Annotated in this window: 24 protein-coding genes; 10 read left to right on the forward strand and 14 right to left on the reverse strand. The window is 68.5% G+C overall.

Features of this window, described 5'->3' with window-relative positions; translation table 11 throughout:
• Window positions 1-3: 3 nt before the first annotated feature.
• Complete coding sequence (locus EV278_RS15240) at window positions 4-1155, reverse strand: MltA domain-containing protein (RefSeq protein WP_132093094.1); 1152 nt, start codon at window positions 1153-1155, stop codon at window positions 4-6.
• On the reverse strand, window positions 1155-1754 hold the full coding sequence (gene timA / locus EV278_RS15245) for a TIM44-related membrane protein TimA (protein ID WP_132093097.1): 600 nt from the start codon (window positions 1752-1754) through the stop codon (window positions 1155-1157). Before timA ends, EV278_RS15240 begins: the two co-directional genes overlap by 1 nt.
• A gap of 162 nt (window positions 1755-1916) precedes the next feature.
• Between timA and secB the strand changes: the two genes are divergently transcribed.
• Window positions 1917-2411, forward strand: coding sequence for a protein-export chaperone SecB (gene secB, locus EV278_RS15250; protein WP_132093100.1), 495 nt, complete (start codon window positions 1917-1919; stop codon window positions 2409-2411).
• A 115-nt stretch (window positions 2412-2526) separates the two neighbouring features.
• Here secB and EV278_RS15255 read toward each other — a convergent pair whose 3' ends face one another.
• A complete protein-coding gene (locus EV278_RS15255) occupies window positions 2527-3213 on the reverse strand; it encodes a response regulator transcription factor (protein WP_165916658.1) in 687 nt (228 codons plus the stop codon).
• Window positions 3214-3347: 134 nt separating this feature from the next.
• Between EV278_RS15255 and EV278_RS15260 the strand changes: the two genes are divergently transcribed.
• Entirely contained in the window at window positions 3348-3827 is a 480-nt protein-coding gene (locus EV278_RS15260) for a L,D-transpeptidase family protein (RefSeq protein ID WP_132093210.1), read from the forward strand.
• Here EV278_RS15260 and EV278_RS15265 read toward each other — a convergent pair.
• Complete coding sequence (locus tag EV278_RS15265) at window positions 3824-4480, reverse strand: YggS family pyridoxal phosphate-dependent enzyme (RefSeq protein ID WP_132093103.1); 657 nt, start codon at window positions 4478-4480, stop codon at window positions 3824-3826. The genes EV278_RS15260 and EV278_RS15265 overlap by 4 nt on opposite strands.
• Here EV278_RS15265 and EV278_RS15270 point away from each other — a divergent pair.
• Complete coding sequence (locus EV278_RS15270; RefSeq protein WP_132093106.1) at window positions 4479-5111, forward strand: thiamine phosphate synthase; 633 nt, start codon at window positions 4479-4481, stop codon at window positions 5109-5111. The genes EV278_RS15265 and EV278_RS15270 overlap by 2 nt on opposite strands.
• Here EV278_RS15270 and EV278_RS15275 read toward each other — a convergent pair.
• On the reverse strand, window positions 5108-5524 hold the full coding sequence (locus EV278_RS15275; RefSeq protein ID WP_132093109.1) for an NtrZ family periplasmic regulatory protein: 417 nt from the start codon (window positions 5522-5524) through the stop codon (window positions 5108-5110). The genes EV278_RS15270 and EV278_RS15275 overlap by 4 nt on opposite strands.
• 274 nt (window positions 5525-5798) lie before the next feature.
• Between EV278_RS15275 and EV278_RS15280 the strand changes: the two genes are divergently transcribed.
• The 5 genes from EV278_RS15280 (at window position 5799) to EV278_RS15300 (ending at window position 11456) form a co-directional block, all read left to right on the forward strand.
• Window positions 5799-6326: a DUF3576 domain-containing protein gene (locus EV278_RS15280; protein WP_132093213.1), complete on the forward strand. Its 528-nt coding sequence runs from the start codon at window positions 5799-5801 to the stop codon at window positions 6324-6326.
• A gap of 153 nt (window positions 6327-6479) precedes the next feature.
• Entirely contained in the window at window positions 6480-9065 is a 2586-nt protein-coding gene (gene leuS / locus EV278_RS15285) for a leucine--tRNA ligase (RefSeq protein ID WP_132093112.1), read from the forward strand.
• 3 nt (window positions 9066-9068) lie between these two features.
• Window positions 9069-9581, forward strand: a complete 513-nt coding sequence (gene lptE / locus EV278_RS15290; RefSeq protein ID WP_132093115.1) for an LPS assembly lipoprotein LptE — start codon at window positions 9069-9071, stop codon at window positions 9579-9581.
• Between the two features lie 9 nt (window positions 9582-9590).
• Complete coding sequence (holA, locus tag EV278_RS15295; protein ID WP_132093118.1) at window positions 9591-10643, forward strand: DNA polymerase III subunit delta; 1053 nt, start codon at window positions 9591-9593, stop codon at window positions 10641-10643.
• 81 nt (window positions 10644-10724) lie between these two features.
• Complete coding sequence (locus EV278_RS15300; protein ID WP_132093121.1) at window positions 10725-11456, forward strand: DUF5710 domain-containing protein; 732 nt, start codon at window positions 10725-10727, stop codon at window positions 11454-11456.
• A 275-nt stretch (window positions 11457-11731) separates the two neighbouring features.
• On the opposite strand, the gene EV278_RS15305 is transcribed toward EV278_RS15300, so the two are convergent.
• The 6 genes from EV278_RS15305 to EV278_RS15330 form a co-directional block, all read right to left on the reverse strand.
• The gene (locus tag EV278_RS15305; RefSeq protein WP_132093124.1) at window positions 11732-12625 is read right to left on the reverse strand and encodes a ParB/RepB/Spo0J family partition protein; all 894 of its coding nucleotides are present in this window, start codon (window positions 12623-12625) and stop codon (window positions 11732-11734) included.
• Window positions 12626-12711: 86 nt separating this feature from the next.
• The gene (locus tag EV278_RS15310; RefSeq protein ID WP_132093127.1) at window positions 12712-13524 is read right to left on the reverse strand and encodes a ParA family protein; all 813 of its coding nucleotides are present in this window, start codon (window positions 13522-13524) and stop codon (window positions 12712-12714) included.
• The gene (gene rsmG / locus EV278_RS15315) at window positions 13508-14185 is read right to left on the reverse strand and encodes a 16S rRNA (guanine(527)-N(7))-methyltransferase RsmG (protein WP_132093130.1); all 678 of its coding nucleotides are present in this window, start codon (window positions 14183-14185) and stop codon (window positions 13508-13510) included. Before rsmG ends, EV278_RS15310 begins: the two co-directional genes overlap by 17 nt.
• The gene (mnmG, locus tag EV278_RS15320; RefSeq protein WP_132093133.1) at window positions 14185-16041 is read right to left on the reverse strand and encodes a tRNA uridine-5-carboxymethylaminomethyl(34) synthesis enzyme MnmG; all 1857 of its coding nucleotides are present in this window, start codon (window positions 16039-16041) and stop codon (window positions 14185-14187) included. Before mnmG ends, rsmG begins: the two co-directional genes overlap by 1 nt.
• 164 nt (window positions 16042-16205) lie before the next feature.
• On the reverse strand, window positions 16206-17549 hold the full coding sequence (gene mnmE, locus EV278_RS15325) for a tRNA uridine-5-carboxymethylaminomethyl(34) synthesis GTPase MnmE (protein WP_132093136.1): 1344 nt from the start codon (window positions 17547-17549) through the stop codon (window positions 16206-16208).
• Window positions 17546-17803: a DUF6489 family protein gene (locus tag EV278_RS15330; RefSeq protein ID WP_028039629.1), complete on the reverse strand. Its 258-nt coding sequence runs from the start codon at window positions 17801-17803 to the stop codon at window positions 17546-17548. Before EV278_RS15330 ends, mnmE begins: the two co-directional genes overlap by 4 nt.
• A 126-nt stretch (window positions 17804-17929) precedes the next feature.
• Here EV278_RS15330 and EV278_RS15335 point away from each other — a divergent pair, with 126 nt between their 5' ends.
• Both EV278_RS15335 and EV278_RS15340 read left to right on the forward strand, forming a co-directional pair.
• Window positions 17930-18625, forward strand: coding sequence for a dienelactone hydrolase family protein (locus tag EV278_RS15335; protein WP_132093139.1), 696 nt, complete (start codon window positions 17930-17932; stop codon window positions 18623-18625).
• Window positions 18626-18630: 5 nt separating this feature from the next.
• A complete protein-coding gene (locus EV278_RS15340) occupies window positions 18631-19596 on the forward strand; it encodes a quinone oxidoreductase (protein WP_132093142.1) in 966 nt (321 codons plus the stop codon).
• A gap of 120 nt (window positions 19597-19716) precedes the next feature.
• Here the strand turns inward: EV278_RS15340 and rho are convergent, their stop codons facing one another.
• From rho to hemH, 3 genes are all read right to left on the reverse strand, one after another.
• Window positions 19717-21126: a transcription termination factor Rho gene (gene rho / locus EV278_RS15345; RefSeq protein WP_132093145.1), complete on the reverse strand. Its 1410-nt coding sequence runs from the start codon at window positions 21124-21126 to the stop codon at window positions 19717-19719.
• A gap of 255 nt (window positions 21127-21381) precedes the next feature.
• On the reverse strand, window positions 21382-21849 hold the full coding sequence (locus EV278_RS15350) for a CopD family protein (RefSeq protein WP_132093148.1): 468 nt from the start codon (window positions 21847-21849) through the stop codon (window positions 21382-21384).
• Window positions 21846-22898: a ferrochelatase gene (gene hemH, locus EV278_RS15355; RefSeq protein WP_132093216.1), complete on the reverse strand. Its 1053-nt coding sequence runs from the start codon at window positions 22896-22898 to the stop codon at window positions 21846-21848. The genes EV278_RS15350 and hemH overlap by 4 nt, the downstream gene beginning before the upstream one ends.
• Between the last annotated feature and the right edge of the window lie 4 nt (window positions 22899-22902).

Raw genomic sequence — 22902 nt, forward strand, 5'->3', positions numbered from 1 at the left:
GCCTTAGCCCCCCCCTGATCGAACTCGGGGAACCAGGCGATAGAGCCGCAGGTCGTGGCGCACGCGGCCGGCTTCCGCCCCGGCCGCCGGGCCCGTGCCGGTGTAGAGATCGGCCCGCACGTCGCCCTTGATCGCGCCGCCGACGTCCAGGGCCACCGCCAAGCGGCGATAGGTCGGGAAGGCGCCCGCCAGTTTCGGCGCACTGGCGTCCAGCCAGAACAGCTCGCCCATCGCGTGCTTGCCGGGATCCACGGCGATCGCGCGGCCGGGCGGCAGCGGCACGCCCGCCGCGCCCACCGCCTGCTTGCCGTCGTCCGGCAGGGTCTGGAAGAACACGTAGCGCGGGTTCAGCCGCATGATCGCGTCGGCCTCGGGTCCGCGATGGTCGGCCAGCCAGGCGCGGATCGCGTCGCCGGACGTGTTGTCGTCGGGCAGCAGGCCGCGGTCGCGCATGGGCGTGGCGATGCCGACGAACGGCCGGCCGTTATGGGCCGCGAACGCCGCGCGCACCCGCCGGCCGTCGGGCAGGACCAGCACGCCCGAGCCCTGGATCTGCAGGAAGAACAGGTCCTCCGGCCGCATCCAGGCCAGGGGACGGGACTCCGGCATGGCCTCGATGGCCGCCCGGTCGGGATAGGGCAGCACCTGGCCGCCCTCGATCTCGCCGGCCACCTTCTTGCCGACGAGGCCCGGATCGAACTGGGCCAGGTCCAGGGTGACCAGGTCGGCCGGCTTGCCGCGCATCGGGGCGCTGAACTCGGCCGAACGCGACATGCGCGCCTCGTATTCCGGCGCGAAATAGGCGGTCAGCAGGCCTTGGCCGGGGATGGCCTCGGGACGGAAATTGGCTTCCAGGAAGCGGCGGGCGTCATCGTCGTTCCAGGCCGGCTCGGCCCGGGCCTTGCGGCAAACCTCGGCCAGGGCCGGATCCTTGGCCGCGCCGCAGCCCTGGCGGAAGGCGTCCAGGGCGCCCAGATGGTCTTCCTGCGCCCAGCCGGCCAGATCGCTGAACGACACGGGCGTCGCAGGAGCGGTGTGCGTGACCAGCGGCGGGGTCGTCCCCGGCGTGACGGGACCCGCCGGCCGGACCGGCGCGGTCGTACAGGCCGCCAGCGCCAGCAAGGCGAAGGCGACGACCAGGACCTGACGCGGCATCACGCCTCCGCGACGTCGACGCGGACCAGGGTCCAGTTCGGGTTGCGGCTCTTCAGATCGCGCTGGAAGGTCCACAGGTCGGCGGTGCGGCGATCGTCGACCGCTTCGCCCTCGGCGCTGGTCGAGCGGGTGCGGATCTCGGCCAGGATGCGGACCACCGCCTTGGCGGCGTCGCCCTCGACAGTCACGGAGTCCAGGTCGGTGCGCGGCGTGACCAGGAATTCGGCCGTCTCGGTGCGGTTCTGGGCCTCGCGGGCGGCGATGGCGGTCTCGAAATTGGTCATGACCTCCGCCGACAGCAGCGGCCGCAGCGTTTCGCGGTCGCCCGCGGCGAAGGCCTTGACGATCATCTCATAGGCCTGGCGCGCGCCGCCGAGGAAATGGCCGACGTCGAAGTCGGTCTGGCGCGCCCGCAGGGCGGCGATGCCCGACAGGGCTTCCGGCGGCGCTTCGGGAGCCTTCAGGTCACGCTGCGGCGCGTTGGCGGGAACCACCGCCGGCGCGTCTTCGGGCTGGCGTCCAACCCGGCGCCCAAGGGTGGCGTAGAGCTGGTAGAGGACGACCGCGGCCAGGGCCGCCAGGATAATCCATTCAAACACGATATCTTCCGCTCATTCGGCCTAGGCCCCCGGTCCGTACCTATATAGGCCATAACGGGCTCGCGCGTCAGGCGCCTGGCGTTGCGCGCCAGCCGCCCCCGTGTTAGCAGCCCGGCTCTCTCCTAGCGGCCCATTTCGACGCCGAATACGGATTTATCGCTCATGACCGACACCACCGCCGCTCCGCCCGCCGCTTCCGAAGACGGCGCGCCCGGCGAAACCGGCATCCGCATCATCGCCCAGTTCGTGCGCGACTTCTCGTTCGAGAGCCCGCATGCCCCCGACTCCCTGCGCGCCGGCGGCGCGCCGCCGGCCATCGACATGGGCGTCGAGATGAACGCCCGCGGTCGTCCGGACGGCCTGTTCGAGGTGGATCTGAAGCTGTCGGCCCGCGCGACGCGCGACGAGCAGCCGGTGTTCCACGTCGAGGTGATGTACGGCGGCCTGTTCCACATCGCCGGCGTGCCGGAAGACCAGCTGGAGCCGGTGCTGCTGATCGAGTGCCCGCGCTTCCTGTTCCCCTACGCCCGCCGCCTGATCTCGGACGTCACCACCGAAGGCGGCTTCCCGCCGTTCCTGATCGACCCGATCGACTTCGCCGGCGTCTACGCCGCCCGCAAGGCCCAGGCCGAGGGCGTGGTGGTCGGCAACGCCTGATCACGGCCAGAGCCAGAGCGCTGAATTGAAAAGCCCCGGCCGTTTCGAGCGGCCGGGGCTTTTTCTTTGGCTGGGTCTGGGGACAGGCGCATGCGCCTGTCCCCAACCTTGCTCATCAGGGCTGCAATCGGTAGCCGCCCATCTCCGTGATCAGAATCCGCGCCACGGCCGGATCCGGCTCGATTTTCTGGCGCAGGCGGTAGACGTGGGTCTCCAGCGTGTGGGTGGTGACGCCGGCGTTGTAGCCCCAGACCTCGGTCAGCAGCTCCTCGCGCGACACCGGCTTGGAGCCGGCGCGATAGAGGTACTTCAGGATGTTGGTTTCCTTCTCGGTCAGCCGGACCTTCTTCTGCTTCTCGTCGATCAGCAGCTTGGCCGATGGCCGGAACTCATAGGGTCCGATCCGGAACAGGGCGTCTTCCGACGCCTCGTAGCTGCGAAGCTGGGCGCGGATGCGGGCCAGCAGCACGCCGAAGCGGAAGGGCTTGGTCACATAGTCGTTGGCGCCCGACTCCAGGCCCAGGATGGTGTCGCTGTCGCTGGCCGCCGCCGTCAGCATGATCACCGGCGCGGTGACGCCGTTCTTGCGCATCAGGCGACAGGCCTCGCGGCCGTCCATGTCGGGCAGGTCGACGTCCAGCAGGACCAGGTCTGGCTTGAGGTCCCGGGCCATCCGCACGCCTTCGCCGGCCGTGGGCGCCTCGGCGACCGCGAACTCCTCGTGGAGGGCGAGCTGCTCGGCCAGAGCCCCGCGCAGATCATCGTCGTCGTCGACCAGGAGAAGGGTTTTGCGTTGCGCCATAGCCGCGAACATGCACCGCTGCGGCCCCCGGCGCCAAGGGCGGTTCTCGCTCGCCGCGCCGCAACGTCCCTGGAGACCCCGTCTTGACGATCTTTCGCGCCCGCCCCGACGGATCCAGCCCCTGGGACGGCCGGATCGACTGGGACGGGGGCTCCGCGCGCGCCGCCTTGGGCAAGGCCGGCGTCGTCGCCGCCACCGACAAGCGCGAGGGCGACAACCGCAGTCCGGCGGGCGTCTGGCCAATCCGTCTCGTGCTCTACCGACCCGACGTCTATCCGGACGGCCCAGCCACCGCGCTGGACGCCAGGCCGGTCGCGCCGGATGACGGCTGGTGCGACGCGCCGGGCGACCCGGCCTACAACCGCCCCGTCAAGCTGCCCTACCCCGCCAGCGCCGAACGGCTGTGGCGCGACGACCCTGTCTACGACCTGGTGCTGGTGCTGGGCCACAACGACGACCCGCCGGTCGCGGGCCTGGGCTCGGCGATCTTCCTGCATCTGGCGCGTGACGGCTATCCGGGCACGGAGGGCTGCGTGGCCCTGGCCCGGGCGGACGTCGAGGCCCTGCTGGCGGCGGCCCGGCCCGGCGACGCGGTCGAGATCGCCGAGGATTAGGCCCGGCTTCCGAACAAGGCCGACCCCACCCGCACCGAGGTGGCGCCGCAGGCGATGGCGGTCTCGAAGTCGTCGCTCATGCCCATGGACAGCCTGGAAAGCCCGTTGCGGGCCGCGATCTCGGCCAGCAGCCGGAAATGCGGGGCGGGGTCGCCTTCGGCCGGGGGAATGCACATCAGCCCCTCCACGGGCAAGTCCAGGCTGCGGCACAGGGCGATGAAGCCGTCGGCCTGATCCGGTCCTATCCCGGCCTTCTGCGGCTCCTGGCCGGTGTTGACCTGGACGAACAGACGCGGCGCCCGGCCCTGGGCCTGGATTTCGTCGGCCAGCGCCCGGGCCAGCTTTTCGCGGTCCAGGCTTTCGATCACGTCGAAGAACGCTACTGCGTCGCGGGCCTTGTTGCTCTGCAAGGGGCCGATCAAACGCAGTTCGACTTCGGACCGGCGTTCGCTCCAGCGGCCCAAGGCTTCCTGAACGCGATTTTCGCCAAACACCCGCTGGCCCGCGTCGAGAACAGGCGCGATATGGTCCCAGGGCTGCAGCTTGGACACCGCCACCAGGGCGACCGCGTCGGCCGGCCGGCCGGCGGCCAGGGCGGCGGCCTGGATGCGGCGCTGGATAGAGGCGTAGGCGGAGAGGACTTCCGGGAGCATGGGTTTCGAACACGCGATCGACGAGATGGACGCCCTGTCTAGAACGGCGGCGCGCCTTCGCCCATGGCTGGTGCGCGGAAAGCCGCTGCCGAACCTGCTGTTCTTCACCGATCCCGCGCGGACGCCCGATCCCGAACGGGCCGCCGAGCGCCTTCCCGCCGGCGCGGCCGTGGTGTTCCGGGCGTTCGGGGCGCCGGACGCCGCCATCCAGGGTCGTCGACTGCGCGAGATCACCCGGCGCAGGGGTTTGCCGCTGCTGGTCGGCGCCGACCCGGTCCTGGCCCTGGCGGTGGAGGCCGACGGTCTTCACCTGCCCGAGCGGCTGGCCTCGGCCCTGCCCGATCTGCGCGAGTCCCATCCGGACTGGCTGATCACGGTCGCCGCTCACGGCCTCGACGCGGCCCGCACCGGCGCGGCTGCTGGCGCGGACGCCGTGATCGTCTCGCCGATCTTTCCCAGCCGCAGCTCCTCGGCGGGCGCGCCGCTGGGTCTGGAGGGTCTGAAATGGATCGTGGAAACCGTGGAGGGGCCAGTTTATGCGCTGGGCGGCGTGCGGGCGGGCACCGTCGCCGGGCTGCTGGACATAGGGATTGTCGGGATCGCCGCGGTGGAGGCGCTGAGCGCGGCCTAGAACTTGAACGCGGTTTCCAGCTTCACCCGCGGGGCGGGTTCCTGGATCTCGTTCTTGCGGGCGGCCAGGGCGGGGTTCTGCTCGCCCAGGGCCACCGCGCCGCCGACGCGGATCGACGGGGTGACGCTGTAATAGGCGCCGGCCTGGACGTCTCGCGCCTCCATCTCGCGGCCCACGGGCTGGTCGAGATCGAGCTTGAGGCCCCACTTGCCCTTCTTGTCGTCCCACTTCAGGGACTTCTTCGGGCCTTGCTGCGGATTGAACGGCGCGATCGGGGCAGGGTTGCTGAAGTCGCTCTTGACGGCGAAGTCAGGCGTGGTCGTACGCGGCTTGCTCTGGGCATAGACGCCCGAGGCCGATCCCAGGAGGATCAGCGTGGCGGCCCCTGCCATGACATACCGTGCGGCGAACATGTTACTCGAACCCAATCCCCAACCCGAACCTCGATAGAGTCAAACCCTATATAGGAGCGGGGTCCCTCAATATCGATTAAAGGTTTCGATACAACGCGGTCAACCGCGCTTGGATTACGCAAGACGTCGCAGGAGTCGATTCAAGCGGCGCCTGTGGCGGTCCTGCCACGCGATTCCTGTTTTGACGCAGCGCGGCCATGCTATAGACCGGCTTCCGGCTGCGGGGGCGCGCCACAGATGCGCGTCAAGGATGCGCGAACGCGTCGGCGAGACATTGGAGCGAGGTACTATGGCGTTTGAGCGTGGGTCGGTGTTGCGCGGCGTCGCCGCTGGCGTTCTGGCGCTGACCGTTCTGACCGGTGTGTCGGCCTGTGGCGGCAACAAGGGCGGCGGCCAGTTCACCACCCAGGACAACGAACCGGGTTTCAACCTGTTCAAGGGGCGCGGCGGCGGCAAGTCGGCGCCCCAGGCCGGCGCGATCGGCGTCAACGGCTTCCTGTGGCGCGCCAGCCTCGACACCCTGGCCTTCATGCCCCTGGCCTCGGCCGACCCCTACGGCGGCGTGATCGTCACCGACTGGTACACCAATCCGGAAAAGCCGGACGAGCGCTTCAAGGCGACCGTCTACATCCTGGACACCCGCCTGCGCGCCGACGGACTGAACGTCACGATCTTCAAGCAGGTCAAGGACGCCGGCGGCGGCTGGACGGACACGGCGGCCACAGACCAGACGGCGACCGACATCGAGAACGCCATCCTGACCCGCGCCCGTCAGCTTCGACTTTCCAACATCAAGAACTAGGGTCTTAACCCGGGTTCTTCGCGGGAGCCCATTTGTCCGCGCGACAAATGGCTCCCGTTCGTACTTTAGAGAAGCGCGCCAGGGCCGAAACCGCTTAAGACTTCCGCGGACCGCGCCCGAGGCGTGCGTTTCCGTTCCCAACAGTCTGGTTTCATGGCCCGCTACAACCCCAAAGACACCGAGCCGAAGTGGCGCGCCGCCTGGGCGAACGCCAACACCTTCCTGACGCCGATCACCCCCGACGCGCGCCCGAAGTACTATGTGCTCGAGATGTTCCCCTACCCGTCGGGGCGCATTCACATGGGCCATGTGCGCAACTACGCCATGGGTGACGTGGTGGCCCGCTACAAGCGCGCCCAGGGCTTCAATGTCCTGCATCCGATGGGCTGGGACGCCTTCGGCATGCCGGCCGAGAACGCCGCCATGGAGCGCGGCGTCCACCCCAAGGGCTGGACCTACGACAACATCGCCGCCATGCGCGAGCAGCTGAAGGCCCTGGGCCTGTCGGTCGACTGGTCGCGAGAATTCGCCACCTGCGACCCGGACTATTACGGCAAGCAGCAGGCCTGGTTCCTGCGGCTGCTGAAGCGCGGCCTGGTCTATCGCAAGGAAGCCTCGGTCAACTGGGACCCGGTCGACATGACCGTCCTGGCCAACGAGCAGGTGATCGACGGCAAGGGCTGGCGCTCGGGCGCGACCGTGGAGAAGCGCAAGCTGACCCAGTGGTTCCTGCGCATCACCGACTATGCCGACGCCCTGATCGATGGCCTGAAGACCCTGGATCGCTGGCCCGAGAAGGTCCGGATCATGCAGGAGAACTGGATCGGCCGGTCCAAGGGCTTGCGGTTCACGTTCAAGTTCGACGGTTCGGCTCCGGCCGGCCATGAGGGCGGCCTGGAGGTCTACACCACCCGTCCCGACACCCTGTTCGGCGCAAGCTTCGTGGGGATCGCCCCGGAGCATCCGCTGGCCGAGCAGCTGGGGGCGGCCGACCCGGCCGTGGCCGCCTTCGTCGCCGAATGCCGCAAGGGCGGCACCTCGGAAGCCGACATCGAGGGCGCCGAGAAGCTGGGCCGCGACACCGGCCTGCGCGTGGTCCATCCGCTGGACCCGACCCAGACCCTGCCAGTCTGGATCGCCAACTTCATCCTGATGGACTACGGCACGGGCGCGATCTTCGCCTGCCCGGCCCACGACCAGCGCGACCTGGACTTCGCCCGCAAGTACGACCTGCCGGTCAAGCCGGTGGTCCTGCCGCCGGGCGAGGACGCCGCGACCTACCAGGTTGGTAAGGAGGCCTATGTCGGCCCCGGCGCCATCTTCAATTCCCAGTTCCTGGACGGGCTGGACATCGAGGCGGCCAAGACCGAGGCGGTGCACCGCATCGAGGCCATGGGCCAGGGCCAGGGGGCCACCGTCTATCGCCTGCGCGACTGGGGCGTCTCGCGCCAGCGCTACTGGGGCTGCCCGATCCCGGTCATCCATTGCGAGGCCTGCGGCCCCGTGGGCGTGCCGGAGGACCAGCTGCCCGTTGTGCTGCCGGACGACGTAGCTTTCGACAAGCCGGGCAACCCACTGCTGCGCCATCCGACGTGGCGCCACACCACCTGCCCCAGCTGCGGCGGCAAGGCCGAGCGCGAGACCGACACGCTGGACACCTTTGTCGACAGCTCCTGGTACTTCGCCCGCTTCACCGACCCGACCGCCGCCGAGCCGATCAGCAAGACCGCCGCCGACCACTGGATGCCGGTCGACCAGTATATCGGCGGCGTCGAGCACGCGGTTCTGCACCTGCTGTACGCCCGCTTCATCACCCGCGCCCTGAAGGACGAGGGCCTGGTCTCGGTGGAGGAGCCGTTCGCCGGCCTGTTCACCCAGGGCATGGTCACCCACGAGGCCTACAAGAACGCCGCTGGCGAATGGGTCGAACCCTCGGACGTGGTCGTCTCGGTGGAGGGTAACGCCCGCTCGGCCAAGCACGCCGCCACCGGCGAGCCGATCATCATCGGCGACATCGAGAAGATGTCGAAATCCAAGAAGAACGTCGTCGCCCCCGAGGACATCTTCGAAGCCTATGGCGTCGACGCCGCGCGGCTGTTCGTGATGAGCGACAGCCCGCCCGAACGTGACGTGCAGTGGACCAACAGCGGCGTCGAGGGCTCCTGGCGCTTCACCCACCGGGTCTGGAACGAGTTCGAGAGCCAGCCGGCCGGCGACTTCGTCCATGACGACGCCGATGCGGCGGCCCTGGCCCTGCGCAAGGGCGCTCACCGGCTGATCGGCTTCGTCACCGACTCGATTGAAGGTTTCCGCTTCAACAGCGGCGTGGCGCGCCTGTACGAGTTCCTGAACATGCTGAAGGCCGCGCCGGCCGAAGGCGCGTCGCAAGGCGTCCTGGCGGCCCGCGCCGAGGCCCTGGAGATCCTGGCGCGCCTGATCTCGCCCTTCACCCCTCACCTGGCCGAGGAAGCCTGGGCCCATCTGGGCAAGGCCGGCATGGTCGTCGATGCGCCCTGGCCCAAGGCCGACCCCGCCCTGGCCGCCGATGACGAGCGCGTGCTGCCGATCCAGATCAATGGCAAGCGCCGCGGCGAGATCAAGGTCAAAGCCGGCACGGCCGAGGCCGAGGTCGAGAAAATCGCTCTGGCGGACGCCGCCGTCATGGCCCACCTTGAGGGCTTGACCGTTCGCAAGGTGATCGTGGTGAAAGACCGTATCGTCAACATCGTGGCCGGCTGATCCATGAAGCGCTTTCCGCTCTCCAAGACTGTTCCCGCCGCCTTCCTGGCCGTGGCGACCCTCGCCCTGTCGTCCTGCGGTTTCACGCCCCTATACGGCGCCCAGTCGGTCACCAAGGGGCTCAGCGCCATCGAGGTGGTCGCGGCCGACGGTCGCGCCGGCTACCTGCTGCGCGAGAAGCTTGACGACGCCTTCGCGCGAAACGTCAACCTGCTGCCGTCGCACCGCCTAGTCTACACGATCGAGGAAAAGCGTTATGCGCGCGGCGTCCGCGTCGACAATGTCGCCAACCGCTACGAGCTGAGCCTGACGGCCAAATGGCGGCTGCTGGACGCCAAGACCGGGCAGCAGGTGCGGGCGGGCACGACCAGTGCGGCGGTGACCTATGATTCGGCCGACCAGCCCTATGCCTCGATCGCCGCCCAGCAGGACAGCCAGGAACGCGCCGCCACCGAACTGGCCCGCCGGATTCAGCTGGACCTGGCCACCTGGCTGGCGGGCAAGGCCAAGGCTTAAGGTCCCGGCATGATCCTGTCGAAACGGCCGGACGTCGAACGCTTCCTGCGGGATCCGGCCGCCGACGTTCGCGCCGTGGTCATCTATGGCCGCGACCGCGGCGTGGTCCGCGACCGCGCCGACCAGCTGGCCAAGCGGTTGTTCGAGCGTCCGGACGACCCGTTCGACACCGCCCAGCTGACCGAAAGCGACCTGGATAGCCAGGCGGGGAAGCTCGAGGACGAGCTGTCGGCCTTGTCGATGATGGGCGGCCGTCGCCTGGTGCGCCTGCGCCTGACCGGCGAAAAGAGCGGACCCGACAAGCAGGCCGCCGAGGCCTTGGCCCGGCACGTCGAGGGCCAGCTGAACCCCGACGCCTTCTTTCTGATCGAGGCAGGCGCCCTGGGCCGCGACTCCACCCTGCGCAAGGTCGCCGAAAAGGCCGTCGGCGCGGCGGTGATCCCCTGCTACGAGGATGAGGCCGGCGACCTGGCGCGTCTGGCGCGGGAGACCCTGGCCAAGGACAAGGTCAGCCTGAACGGCGAGGCCCTGGACCTGTTCGTCTCGCGCCTGCCCAAGGAGCGCGGCGTGGCCCGGGCCGAGGTCGAGCGCCTGGCCCTCTATCTGGGCCCTGGCAGCGGCGTGGTGGCCACGCCGGCCGACCTGACCGACTTCCTGGGCGTCGAGCCCGAGGCCTCGCTGGGCGACGCCGCCGTCGACGCGTTTGGCGGCCGGGTCGGCCCCGCCCAGGCCGGGCTGCGCCGCGCCGCCGCCGAGGGAGAGGGCGGCCCCGCCGCCGTGCGGGCCATGGGCTACCACCTGGGCCGCCTGCGCCGCACCCTGACCCTGCACAAGAACGGTGTCGACCTGGCGGCCGCGGCCAAGGCTTCTGGCGTGTTCTGGAAGAGCGAGCGCGAGTTCCTGCGCCAGGCCCGGGCCTGGACCCTGGATCAGCTGCTGCTGGTCCAGGCCGAGATCCTGGCGGCCGACAAGGCGTGCAAGACCTCCGGCTCGCCCGACCAGTTGATTTCCGAACGCCTGGCCCTGCAGATCGCCGGCAAGGCGCGGCGGCTGGGGCTGTAGCGCGCGGCCAAGCTTTGGAATCCCCGCGCTTGGTCTATCCTAGGCGTTGGAGACCCAGTACGAGGCGTCATGGACCTTAACGTGCCCTACGCTGAGAGGAACCAGGCCGAGGCCCTGGGCGCGCGCTGGGAGCCTTCGCGACGCTGCTGGTATGTTCCAGACGGCATGGACCTCCTGCCCTTCCGGCGCTGGTTTCCGGAGCAGGATCCCGGCGTTCCGGGACTGAACCTCCGGTCCCTTGAGACCTATGTGGTCACCGCGCCCCATCGGTGCTGGCGTTGCGAGAAGGACACGGTCGTCGCCGGCTTCCTGATGGCCCCCGGCTTCGAGGACTTCAGCGTCTGGGAGGACGACCCCGACGGCCAGGGCCATTGGGGCGGCGGCGAGGGCTGGCGCTTCGCCTTCCACATCGACACCCTTCCCTCCTCGATCGCGGCCCAGGCGATCATGCGGACCCCACGCTATCGGCGCGCCTTCAGCCAGGCGACCCGGAGCGCCTACTGGGCGAATCATTGTTCGGAGTGCGAGGCGCCGCAGAGCGACCTTCAGCTTTTCGAGAAACCGGGCGGCCCCTTCGTCCCACGCGACGGCGATGATTGGCCCGGTCACCGGGCGTTCCGGGTGAAGGGCGCCTTCGAGGCCGCCGGGTCGTTCGGTCGATCCGTCGTCGACGCCACGGCGATTCCGGGGGTCCGCGCCGGATCGAACTCCGGTCCGCCGGTCGCGATCGCGAGCCGGCCGACGGCCAGGCCGACGGGCTTCTCGATCCTGCGGACGGTCCGTCGGTGGTTGGGCTTGGCCCCGCAAACCTAGGGCGCCTCTCATCGAAGCGCCCCAGCTCTACTGGCCACCGCGGGCCTTGAGTCGGCTCCTTTGTCAAAAAATATCTGGGCCGCGCCGGCGATAGGCTGTGGAAATCAAGGCCGCCAAGACCGTCCGAATTACGACCCAAAAACGAAGTTTCTTCTTCTAGGTCAGAGGCTTAACCTAGATTTCGCCGACCCAGACCGCGTCCCGTCGCGAATTCGGCCGGCAGGACTACGGCCAGGCCCTCCTCCGCGCGCCACAGAGGACCCTCCTGCGAAGCCTCACGCCCCGCGGGTCAGTCGGTTGCAGAGGTCGTCCAGCTGTTCGAGCGTGGCGTAGCGGATGGTCAGGGCGCCGGCTCCGCCGCGGTCGTCGATCTCGACGTCCAGACCCAGCAGCGACGACAGGTCGGCTTCGAGGGATTGGGTGTCGGTGTCCTTGGATTTCGGCGGCCGGCCGCCGCTCGACTTGGCCCGCACCTCGCCGGCCGCGTTCGGCGTGCGGCGGGCCAGGGCCTCGGTGTCGCGGACCGACAGGCCCTTGTCGATGACTTCACGCGCCAACGCCGCCGGGTCGGCCGCCGTGGCGATCGCCCGGGCATGGCCGGCGGTCATCTCACCGGAAGTCACATAGCCCTGGACCGAATCCGGTAGGGCCAACAGCCGCAGGGTATTGGCCACGTGGCTGCGGCTCTTGCCCACCGTCTGGGCGATCAGCTCCTGGGTCTGGCCGAACTTCTCGATCAGCACCTTGTAGCTCAGCGCCTCTTCGATGGCGTTCAGGTCGGCGCGCTGGACGTTCTCGATGATGCCGATTTCCAGCACCGCCAGGTCGTCCAGCTCGCGGACCATGATCGGCAGGGTCTTGAGGCCGGCGCGCTGGGCGGCGCGCCAGCGACGCTCGCCAGCGACGATCTGGTACTCGCCAGCGGCCCCCGGCGCCGGTCGCACCAGGATCGGCTGCAGGACGCCCTTCTCCCGGATCGAGTCGGAAAGTTCTACCAGGTCCTCCTCGCGGAACGACCGGCGAGGCTGGTCGGGATTACGGCGGATCAGCTCGATTGGGGCTTCCCGCGAGCCGGTGCTGGCGTCGCCGGGCGCCTGGGCAGGAGCGGAATCGACCTCGCCGAGCAAGGCGGAAAGGCCGCGACCCAACCCACGACGACCTTCAGACATCCCCGGCTCTCCTGCCACGACCGACTCCTTCACGCGCTCAACACTCAACTTTGACAATGACTTGGCTGGTTATCCTCAGGCCGCGCTCACGCTGCCTGGGATAGTCGCGACTTCTCACGGCTGATCACCTCGCGCGCCAGCCGCAGATAGGCCTGGCTGCCCGCGCATTTGAGGTCGTAGAGCAGCACGGGCTTACCGAACGACGGCGCCTCCGACACCCGGACGTTGCGCGGTATGACCGCGTCATACACCTTGTCGCCGAAGTGGTCCCGGACATCCCGCGCCACCTGGTCCGACAGGCTGTTGCGGCGATCGTACATCGTCAGCACCACGCCCTGGATCTCGAGCTTGGGATTGAGGCTGCCGCGCACCCGCTCGATGGTCCGCATCAGCTGGGTCAGGCCTTCCAGGGCGAAGAACTCACACTGCAGCGGCACGAACACCGCGTCGGCCGCGGTCATGGCGTTGACGGTCAGCACGTTCAGCGACGGCGGGCAGTCGATCAGCACATAGGTGTAGGGGCCGCTGGCGCGAAGCGGCTCCAGCGCGTCGCGCAGGCGGTAGGAACGCCGCGCCTGCTGGCCCAGCTCGATCTCGACGCCCGACAGGTCGGCGTCGGCCGGGATCACGTCCAGCCCCGGCAGCTCGGTTTTGACCGCGGCGTCGACCACCGGTGCCTCGCCCATCAGGACGTCGTACAGGGTAGTACGGCGCTGCAGGCGGGTGATGCCCAGCCCCGTCGAGCAGTTGCCCTGCGGATCGGCGTCGATCAGCAGCACGCGCTCGCCGCAGGCGGCCAGGGCCGTGCCCAGATTGATCGCCGTCGTGGTCTTGCCTACCCCGCCCTTCTGATTGGCGATGGCGAGAACGCGCAGCGGTTGGTCAGACTTTGCGGACACTCTTAAGCCCCTTCACTTGCACGATCTGGCCCCGCGGGTCGCTCCGGGATGGCCGCAGGTCGGACTCGAACTTCCAATATGTGGCGGCTTCCGCCAGTTCGGACGCGACATCTTGTCCCTTCAGGAACCAAGCGGTCGCACCACGCTTCAGGTAGGGCTGGGCATAGCCCAGCAGTCTGACCATCGGCGCGCAGGCCCGGGCGGTGACGACGTCGACCTTCAGGTCCAGGTCCTCGGCGCGGGCGTTGTGGATCTCGACCGGCAGGACCAGCTCGTCGGCCACCACGCGCAGGAAGCGGCAGCGCTTGGCCATGCTCTCGACCAGATGAACCTTGGCGCCGGGCGTGTCCTTAAGCAGGATCGCCAGCACAATGCCCGGCAGGCCGGCGCCGGCGCCCAGGTCGGCCCAGACCTTGGCTTCAGGGGCAAGCGCCAGAAGCTGGGCGCTGTCCCAGGCGTGACGGTTCCAATAGGTAGCGATCGTCGCTGGCCCTACCAGGTTCATCACTTCGTTCCACTCGGCCAGCAGGGCCTGGAACCGCGTCAGGTCGGCCAGCTGCGTATCCGAACAACAGGTCAGCCGCTGGAAGGCGGCGGCGTCCACCGGATCCAGCTCCTCGATGACCAGGGGCTCGGCGCCCAAGGACTTTAGCGCGGACATCAGGCGGCCTTCGACCGGCGGACATGGGCCAGCAGCGCGGTCAGGGCGCCGGGCGTCACGCCCTCGATCCGGGCCGCCTGGCCCAGGGTCAGCGGCTTCACCCGCGTCAGCTTCTCGCGCACCTCGTTCGACAGGCTGCCGACCAGGCCGTAGTCCAGGTCGGCCGGCAGGCGTAGGTCCTCTTCCTTGCGGAAGGCCTCGGCGTCATTGCGCTGGCGATCGAGATAGCCGGCATAGGCCGCTTCGATCTCGATCTGCTCACGGGCCACCGCGCTCCACGTGGAAATCTCGGGCCAGACCGACGCCAGCCGCTCCAGGGTGACATCGGGCAAGGCGAGCATGGCCAGGACGTCGCGGCGCTGACCGTCGTGATTGACCTTGAAGCCGGCCCGGTTGGCCTCGGCCGGGGTGAGGGTGACCGAACGCGCAAAGGCGCGCACGGCGTCCAGCTCGGCCTTCTTGGCCGCCCAGGCCTCGGCCCGGACAGGACCCACGACGCCCAGGGCCAGGCCCTTGTCGGTCAGGCGCTGGTCGGCGTTGTCGGCCCGCAGGATCAAACGGAACTCGGCCCGGCTTGTGAACATGCGATAGGGTTCGGTGACCCCCCGGGTGACCAGGTCGTCGATCATCACCCCGATATAGGCCTCGTCGCGGGCGAACACGGCGGGCTCCCTGCCCTGCGCGGCCAGGGCCGCATTGAGCCCCGCCATCAGGCCCTGGGCGCCGGCTTCCTCATATCCCGTCGTGCCATTGATCTGGCCGGCCAGGTAGAGCCCCGGCAAGCGCTTGGCCTCCAGAGTCGGGTAGAGCTCGCGCGGGTCGACATAGTCATACTCGATCGCATAGCCGTACCGGATGACCTCGACGTTCTCGAGGCCGGGCATGGTGCGCAGGAACAGCAGCTGGGTTTCGGCCGAGACCGAGGTCGAGACCCCGTTCGGATAGACGGTGGGGTCGTCCAGGCCCTCCGGCTCCAGGAACACCTGATGGCTGGTCTTGTCGGCGAAGCGAACGACCTTGTCCTCGATCGAGGGGCAGTAGCGCGGGCCGATTCCCGTGGCGTGGCCACCGTAGACCGCCGACTCGCCCAGGCGCTCGGCGATGATCCTGTGGGTCTCCGCCGTGGTGTAGGTGATGCCGCATTGAATCTGCGGCACGTCCACGTGCGACGTCAGGAACGAGAACGGCTCGGGCTGCTCGTCGGCGGCCTGCATCTCCAGGCGATCCCAGGCGATGGTCCGCCCGTCCAGCCGCGCCGGGGTGCCAGTCTTCAGGCGGCCCATGTCGAAGCCCAACGCGTAGAGCCGGTCCGACAGGCCGATCGACGGCGCCTCGCCGACCCGGCCGGCTGGGATGCGGGTCTCGCCCTGGTGGATGACGCCCTTCAGAAACGTGCCGGTGGTCAGGACTACGCGTGAAGCCCGATAGGCGCCCCCCTCCCCGTCGATCACGCCGGCCACGACGCCGCCCTCGACGATCAGGTCCTCGGCCGCGGCGGCGATCACGTCGAGGTTCGGATAGGCGAACAGTTCGGCCTGCATGGCCTGGCGATAGAGCTTGCGGTCGATCTGCGACCGCGGGCCGCGCACGGCGGGGCCCTTCGAGCGGTTCAGCAGGCGATACTGGATGCCGGCCTTGTCGCCGATCCGGCCCATCAGGCCGTCCAGGGCGTCGATTTCACGGACCAGGTGACCCTTGCCCAGGCCGCCAATGGCGGGGTTGCACGACATCTCGCCGACGGTCTCGCGCTTGTGGGTCAGCAGCAGGGTACACGCTCCGGCGCGGGCCGACGCGGCCGCCGCCTCGCAGCCGGCATGGCCGCCGCCGATGACAATGACATCCCAGGTATTGGACAAGACGCGCCTCAATGCGAACGCCCCCGTCGCGGCGGGGGCGTGATCGACCTTATACGTGGAACCTCCCGGATCGGCGAGTCGGTCCCGAGTGTTTCACGTGAAACACCGCCGAGACATCTGTGATCAGCCTGTGGATGATTCAAGACGATGTTTCACGTGGAACATCATTTGCCGATGCAGAAGCTTGAAAAAACACGATCCAGCACGTCCTCCGGATCGATCCGCCCGGTGATCCGCGACAATGCACGCGCGGCCAACCGGACGTCCTCAGCCGCGAGTTCAACCTCAAGACTCACGTCGGACAGGGCGCGCTGCAGATAGGACTGTGCTTCGCTCAGGCTTTCCGCATGGCGAATGCGGGTCGCGGCGGGGAACTCCGCCCCCGACAGCGCGTCAACCACGTGGGCGGTCAAGGCCCTCCTCGCCGGCTCCGCGCCGCCGGGCTTGCGGGCGGCGAGCTCGATCACCTTCAGGCCGCGCGCCCCGAACTCCGCCCGCAGCTCTTCCAGACGGTAAGCATCGACCAGGTCGATCTTGTTGATCACCGCCCAGTCGCCGGGAAGGATGGCCGATGCTTCGTCCGCCTGTTTCACGTGGAACATCGCTGCGTCGATCACCCATAACCGCAGGTCCGCCTCGGCGGCCCAGGCGCGCGCGCGGCGTACGCCCTCGGCCTCGATGGCGTCCTCGGTTTCCCGCAGCCCCGCAGTATCGGCCAGCAGCGTTTTGTAGCCCCCCAGAGTCAGGGCGACCTCGATAATGTCGCGCGTAGTGCCTGGCGTGGACGTCACGATCGCCGCGTCGCGCTCCGCCAGGGCGTTCAACAGCGTGCTCTTGCCGGCGTTCGGCGCGCCAATCAGGGCGACGCGAAAGCCGTCGCGCACCCTTCGACCGCGTGAGGCTTCAACCAGGGCGGCTGCGATCTCCGCCTCCAGGGCCTCTAGGCCCGGCCGGGCGCGAGCCGCAACGTCCTCTGGAAGCTCCTCGTCGGGAAAGTCGACCGCCGCCTCCAGCATGGCCAGGGCCTGCACCAGCAAGCCGCGCCAAGCGTCGTAGCGCTGGCTGAGCGCGCCGCCCAGCTGGCCGAGGGCTTGCCGGCGCTGGGCGTCAGTCTCGGCGTCGATCAGATCGGCCACGCCCTCGGCCTGGGTCAGATCCAGCTTGCCGTTCTCGAAGGCGCGTCGCGTGAACTCCCCGGGCTCGGCCAGGCGCAGGCCTTTCGCCGCGAGGGCGTCAAGCACCCCCTCGACCACGGCCCTACCGCCGTGCACGTGAAACTCGGCCGCGTCTTCCCCGGTATAGCTGGCCGGACCCGGGAACCAGAGCACCAGGGCTTCGTCGAGCGCTACCTCGTCTCGGACCAGCCGACGCAAAGCCGCGCGCCGCGGCTTGGGCAGATCGCCGGCCAGAGCCCGCACGGCGTCAGCGGCGCAAGGTCCCGAGACCCGCACCACCGCCACGGCCGCCCTGCCCGCCCCGGTGGCCGGGGCGTAGATCGTGTCGTTCATTCGGTCTTGCCGCCCATGCCGCCGACCGCCGCGCCGGCCGCCGCCGTCATCAGCTTGCGGAACTGATCCTGAGCCCCGGCTCCAAACGCCATCCAATTCTTCATCAGCTCCTCGGGCGCGAGCATGGCCATGTTGGAGGACATCCGGTCCTGCATCTCCTTGACCAGATGCTCATTCAGAGCGCTCACATCCGGCAGGCCCAGGAAGGCGCGAGCCTCCACCGGCGTGCAGTCAATCTCGATGGTCATCTTCATGATCTGGGGTTCCCTGTCACGGGGGCACGATATTGTTATGCCCTGACCGCATCGGCGCACGTTAGAGCGCTTCGGTCGAAAGTCCCATCGACGCTGAACGATCCCGCCAGCGACACGGAGAGCCCCATGTCCGAGACCCTCACGATCACCACTCCCGACGGCGCCTTCTCCGCCTATGTGGCCCGCCCGTCCTCGACCCCGGCGCCCGCCGTCGTCGTGATCCAGGAGATTTTCGGCGTCAACAAGGTGATGCGCGACATCTGCGATGACCTGGCCGCCCAGGGCTTCATCGCCGTTTGCCCCGACCTGTTCTGGCGTATCGAGCCCGGGATCGACATCACCGACCAGAGCGACGCCGAATGGAAGAAGGCCTTCGAACTCTATAACGCCTTCGATGTCGACGCCGGCGTCTCGGACATCGCGGCGACCATCGCCGCCGTTCGCGAGCTGCCCGGCGTCAACGGCAAGGTCGGCGCGGTCGGCTACTGCCTGGGCGGCCTGCTGGCCTTTCTGACCGCCACTCGCACGGACGCCGACGCCAGCATCTCCTACTACGGTGTCGGAACCGAGAAGCATGTGGCCGAGGCCGAGAAACTGGCCCGGCCGCTGCTGATGCACATCGCCGAGGAAGACCAGTTCGTCCCCAAGGAAGCCCAGAAGGTCATCCTCGACGCGCTTAAGGAGCACCCTCAGATCGAGGTCCACACCTATCCTGGCCGCGACCACGCCTTCGCCCGGGTGGGCGGCGCGCATTACGACGCGGCCGACGCCGGTAAGGCCAACGCCCGCAGCCTGGCCTTCTTCAAGTCCAACCTGGGCTGACCGCCATGCTGGCCATACAAGCCGTACGCGCCGGGAGCCCCGAGGTGCTCGAGGCCATCGACCTTCCCGTCCCTAGGCCGGGCCCGGGCCAGATCCTGGTCCGCCACCAGGCCGTCGGCCTGAACTTCATTGACACCTACCACCGCACCGGCCTCTACCCGCTGAAGATGCCGGCCGTCCTGGGGCTGGAAGCCGCGGGCATGGTCGAAGCGTTGGGCGACGGCGTCACCCGATTCCAGACAGGGGACCGCGTCGCCTATAACGGCACGCTCGGCGCCTATGCCGAAGCGGCCGTGGTCCCGGCCGACCGAGCCGTGAAGGTTCCCGACCAGGTCAGCCTTGAGACCGCCGCGGCGGTGCTGCTCAAGGGCATGACCGCCGAGTTCCTGGTCCGCCGCTGTCACAAGGTCGAGCCGGGTCAGACCGTGCTGATCCATGCGGCGGCCGGCGGCGTCGGATCGATCCTGGTCCAATGGGCCAAGACCCTGGGTGCGACCGTGATCGCCACGGTCGGGTCGGAGGCCAAGGCCGCCCTCGCCCGCCAGCACGGCGCCCACCAGGTCATCCTCTATGGCGAGGAGGACGTCGCGGCCCGGGTGGCCGAGATCACCGGCGGCCAGGGCGTGGCCGTGGTCTATGACGGGGTCGGCAAGGATACCTTCGAGGCCAGCCTCAAGAGCCTGGGACGGCGTGGCGTCTTGGCGACGTTCGGCAACGCTTCGGGCCCTGTTCCGCCGATCGCGCCGCTGGATCTGAGCGCCAGGTCGCTGTTCCTGACCCGGCCGCGCCTGTTCGACTATATCGGCACGACCGCCGAACTGGACGAAAGCGCGGCGGCGCTGTTCGCGGTTCTGGAGTCGGGGGCGATCAAGATCGAGGTCGGGCAGACCTTCCCGTTGGCCGAGGCCCGGGCGGCGCACGAGGCGCTGGAGGGGCGGCGGACGACGGGGGCGACACTGTTGATCCCGTAGACGGGCCGGGAGGCCCCCTCCGTCGGCTGCGCCGACACCCTCTCCCAGAGAGGGAGGATCACAAAAAAGGGCGGCCGATCCGCACCGGCCGCCCTTCGTGTTTCACGTGAAACATCAAGCTTAAGTGTTCATCGACTGGAAGAAATCGCCGTTGGTCTTCGACTGGCGCATCTTCTCCAGCAGGAACTCGATGGCGTCCGAGGCGCCCATCGGGTTGAGAATGCGGCGCAGGACGTAGGTCTTCTGCAGCTGGTCGCGCGGGGTGATCAGCTCTTCCTTGCGGGTGCCGGACTTCAGCACGTCGATGGCCGGGAAGATGCGCTTGTCGGCGACCTTGCGGTCCAGGACGATCTCCGAGTTGCCGGTGCCCTTGAACTCTTCGAAGATCACTTCGTCCATCCGGCTGCCGGTGTCGATCAGGGCGGTGGCGATGATCGACAGCGAGCCGCCCTCCTCCACGTTGCGCGCCGCGCCGAAGAAGCGCTTGGGACGCTGCAGGGCGTTGGCGTCGACACCGCCGGTCAGCACCTTGCCCGATGACGGGACGGTGGTGTTGTAGGCGCGGCCCAGGCGGGTGACCGAGTCCAGCAGGATGACGACGTCGCGCTTGTGCTCGACAAGGCGCTTGGCCTTCTCGATGACCATCTCGGCCACCTGCACGTGGCGGGTCGCCGGCTCGTCGAAGGTCGAGGCGATGACCTCGCCCTTCACCGTGCGCTGCATGTCGGTGACTTCTTCCGGACGCTCATCGATCAGCAGGACGATCAGGTAGCATTCGGGGTGGTTGGTCTCGATCGACTTGGCGATGTTCTGCAGCATCACGGTCTTGCCCACCCGCGGCGGGGCGACGATCAGGCAACGCTGACCCTTGCCCAGCGGGGCGACGATGTCGATCACCCGGCCCGAACGATCCTTGATGGTCGGGTCGGGCAGTTCCATGTGCAGCCGCTCCTCGGGATAGAGCGGCGTCAGGTTGTCGAAGTGGACCTTGTGGCGGACGTTGTCCGGGCTCTCGAAATTGATCTTCGAGACACTGGTCAGGGCGAAGTAGCGTTCGCCTTCCCGCGGCGAACGGATGGCGCCCTCGACGCTGTCGCCGGTGCGCAGGCCGAACTTGCGAATCTGCGACGGCGACACGTAGATATCATCCGGACCCGGAAGATAGTTGGCTTCCGGCGAGCGCAGGAAGCCGAAGCCGTCCTGCACCACTTCCATGGTGCCCGAGCCGAAGATCTCCACGCCTTCCTCGGCGAGGGTCTTCAGGATCGCGAACATCATGTCCTGCTTGCGCATGGAGTTGGCGTTCTCGACCTCGAAGGTCTCGGCGAAGGCCAGCAGGTCGGCGGGCGACTTTTCCTTCAGCTCCTGCAGCGACATCCGCGTCAGGCCCATGGCGGCCACGGCGGCGCTGATCTCGGAATCGTCGTCGCCGGCATCGTCGGCGGATGGGGTTTCGGCGGCCGGCTCGACCGTCGTGTCGACGACGGGTTCCAGCTCTAGGCCAGGTTGGTTTTCGGTTTGGTCGGTCATGGTGACACTCAACGTCGCTCGGCCCGCGAAGGCGCGAGCCGGGCCTTGGTTCTAGAACGGACTCGTCGCGACGAAGCGGCGAGCGGGTCGCGCCATGACGACGGCGCGTATCGATCGGGGGACAGACCTTCGAAGCCAGAGCTCCGGGGGCGCGTCAGGACGAGCGCCGGTCCGTAGGAGGCGGGAACAGGCCGCCAAGCGACCTATCTCCCGGATGGGAACCACAAGCGGCTCCGCGGGTCAAGCCGAGCCGGCTCAGTGTCCCAGGAACTTGGTCGTCACCGACAGCACGATAACGATGGCCGCCAGGAAGGGCAGCTCATTGGTCATCCGCCAGAATTTCTCCGAGCGGGTGTTGGTCCCCGCGGCGAACTGGCGGCGGGCCTTGGAGACGAAGCCATGCCAGCCGAACAGGAACAGCAGGGCGGCGATCTTGGTCAGCGCCCAGGGCTTCAGGTAGAAGTCCGGTCCCAGCCGCTGGGTGTCGATCATCGCCAGCAGCAAGCCCATCAGCAGGGCCAGGATCATGGCGGGATTGATGATGATCCTCAGGGTTCGCAGTTCGGCCAGCTTGAACGTCGCGTCCATCTCTGACCCCGGCTCGGCCTTCATGTGATAGATGAACAGGCGCGGCAGGATCAGCATCCCGGCGATCCAAGCCATGACGAAGATGATGTGCAGGCCGCGGATCAGGTCGAAATGACCGGCCAGGAAATCCATCATGCGCACGCTCCCTGGGTGTTTGGACATTGGGTGCGATCGCCACCGCAGCGCCAGGCGCAGGTCGTGACGATCCGGTCGGGCGCGCCGATAGCCGCCTCGACGGCGCGGCCCAGGCCTCGGATGAAATCGGGGGCGACGCCCAAAGCGGGGACGCGGACATAGGCCGGGCATCCCGCCTTGACCGCGACTTCCCGATACTCGTGGTCCAGCTCGACCAGGGTCTCGATGTGCTCGGAGACGAAGGCGATCGGCGTCACCAGCAGGGCCAGGCCCTGCTGGCTGGCGGCGCGGATCTCGTCCTCGGTCGACGGGCCGATCCATTTCATCGGTCCGACCCGGCTCTGGTAGGTCACCCGCCAGTCCCAGCCTTCACCCAGCCTAGCGGCCACCGCCGCGGCCGTGGCCTCGACCTGGCTTTGGTAGGGATCGCCGGCCAGGATCACCTTTTCCGGCAGGCCGTGGGCCGAGAACAGCAGGCGCGCCGGACCAGGGCGTCCGGCCTTGTCGTAGGCGGCCTGGATCAGGTCGGCATGCGCCTGAACCAGATCCTCGTCCACCGGATAGCAGCAGACTGTCGAGACCCGGCCCGGACCGTTGCGATAGCCTCGCGTCCAGGCCTTCAGCGACGAGCCGGTCGTGGTCGACGAATATTGCGGATAGAGCGGCAACAGCACCACCTCGTCCGGCGCGAAGGCCTTGACGGCCCCGGCGGTCTCTTCGGTCAACGGCTTCCAGTAGCGCATGGCGATGAAGCAGCGCACGGCGGAGTCGGGAAACCGGACGGCGAGATCCGCCTCGAGCGCCCTCGCCTGCTTCTCAGTCTCCGGCAGCAGGGGCGAGCCGCCGCCCATCAGGGCGTAGTTCTGCCTGGCCAGCTTGGCGCGAGTCCCGGCGATGAGGGCGGCGATCGGATAGCGCGCCACCGCCGGAAGGCCGATGATCGCCGGATCGCGGAACAGGTTGAACAGGAACGGCCGCACGGCGTCCGGCCCGTCGGGCCCGCCGAGGTTGAACAGGACGACAGCGACCTTGCGCCTCTTGTCCGTCAGGCTG

The sequence above is a fragment of the Caulobacter sp. BK020 genome (assembly GCF_004342605.1).
In the GTDB taxonomy this organism is placed as follows: Bacteria; Pseudomonadota; Alphaproteobacteria; order Caulobacterales; family Caulobacteraceae; genus Caulobacter.

Excerpts from the sequence above, each read along its gene's own strand:
- EV278_RS15240 (WP_132093094.1), bottom strand. The coding sequence starts at position 1,155 with ATGCCGCGTCAGGTCCTGGTCGTCGCCTTCGCCTTGCTGGCGCTGGCG.
- secB (WP_132093100.1), top strand. The coding sequence starts at position 1,917 with ATGACCGACACCACCGCCGCTCCGCCCGCCGCTTCCGAAGACGGCGCG.
- EV278_RS15255 (WP_165916658.1), bottom strand. The coding sequence starts at position 3,213 with ATGGCGCAACGCAAAACCCTTCTCCTGGTCGACGACGACGATGATCTG.
- EV278_RS15270 (WP_132093106.1), top strand. The coding sequence starts at position 4,479 with ATGGGTTTCGAACACGCGATCGACGAGATGGACGCCCTGTCTAGAACG.
- EV278_RS15265 (WP_132093103.1), bottom strand. The coding sequence starts at position 4,480 with ATGCTCCCGGAAGTCCTCTCCGCCTACGCCTCTATCCAGCGCCGCATC.
- EV278_RS15275 (WP_132093109.1), bottom strand. The coding sequence starts at position 5,524 with ATGTTCGCCGCACGGTATGTCATGGCAGGGGCCGCCACGCTGATCCTC.
- leuS (WP_132093112.1), top strand. The coding sequence starts at position 6,480 with ATGGCCCGCTACAACCCCAAAGACACCGAGCCGAAGTGGCGCGCCGCC.
- lptE (WP_132093115.1), top strand. The coding sequence starts at position 9,069 with ATGAAGCGCTTTCCGCTCTCCAAGACTGTTCCCGCCGCCTTCCTGGCC.
- holA (WP_132093118.1), top strand. The coding sequence starts at position 9,591 with ATGATCCTGTCGAAACGGCCGGACGTCGAACGCTTCCTGCGGGATCCG.
- EV278_RS15305 (WP_132093124.1), bottom strand. The coding sequence starts at position 12,625 with ATGTCTGAAGGTCGTCGTGGGTTGGGTCGCGGCCTTTCCGCCTTGCTC.
- rsmG (WP_132093130.1), bottom strand. The coding sequence starts at position 14,185 with ATGTCCGCGCTAAAGTCCTTGGGCGCCGAGCCCCTGGTCATCGAGGAG.
- mnmE (WP_132093136.1), bottom strand. The coding sequence starts at position 17,549 with ATGAACGACACGATCTACGCCCCGGCCACCGGGGCGGGCAGGGCGGCC.
- EV278_RS15330 (WP_028039629.1), bottom strand. The coding sequence starts at position 17,803 with ATGAAGATGACCATCGAGATTGACTGCACGCCGGTGGAGGCTCGCGCC.
- EV278_RS15335 (WP_132093139.1), top strand. The coding sequence starts at position 17,930 with ATGTCCGAGACCCTCACGATCACCACTCCCGACGGCGCCTTCTCCGCC.
- EV278_RS15340 (WP_132093142.1), top strand. The coding sequence starts at position 18,631 with ATGCTGGCCATACAAGCCGTACGCGCCGGGAGCCCCGAGGTGCTCGAG.
- rho (WP_132093145.1), bottom strand. The coding sequence starts at position 21,126 with ATGACCGACCAAACCGAAAACCAACCTGGCCTAGAGCTGGAACCCGTC.
- EV278_RS15350 (WP_132093148.1), bottom strand. The coding sequence starts at position 21,849 with ATGATGGATTTCCTGGCCGGTCATTTCGACCTGATCCGCGGCCTGCAC.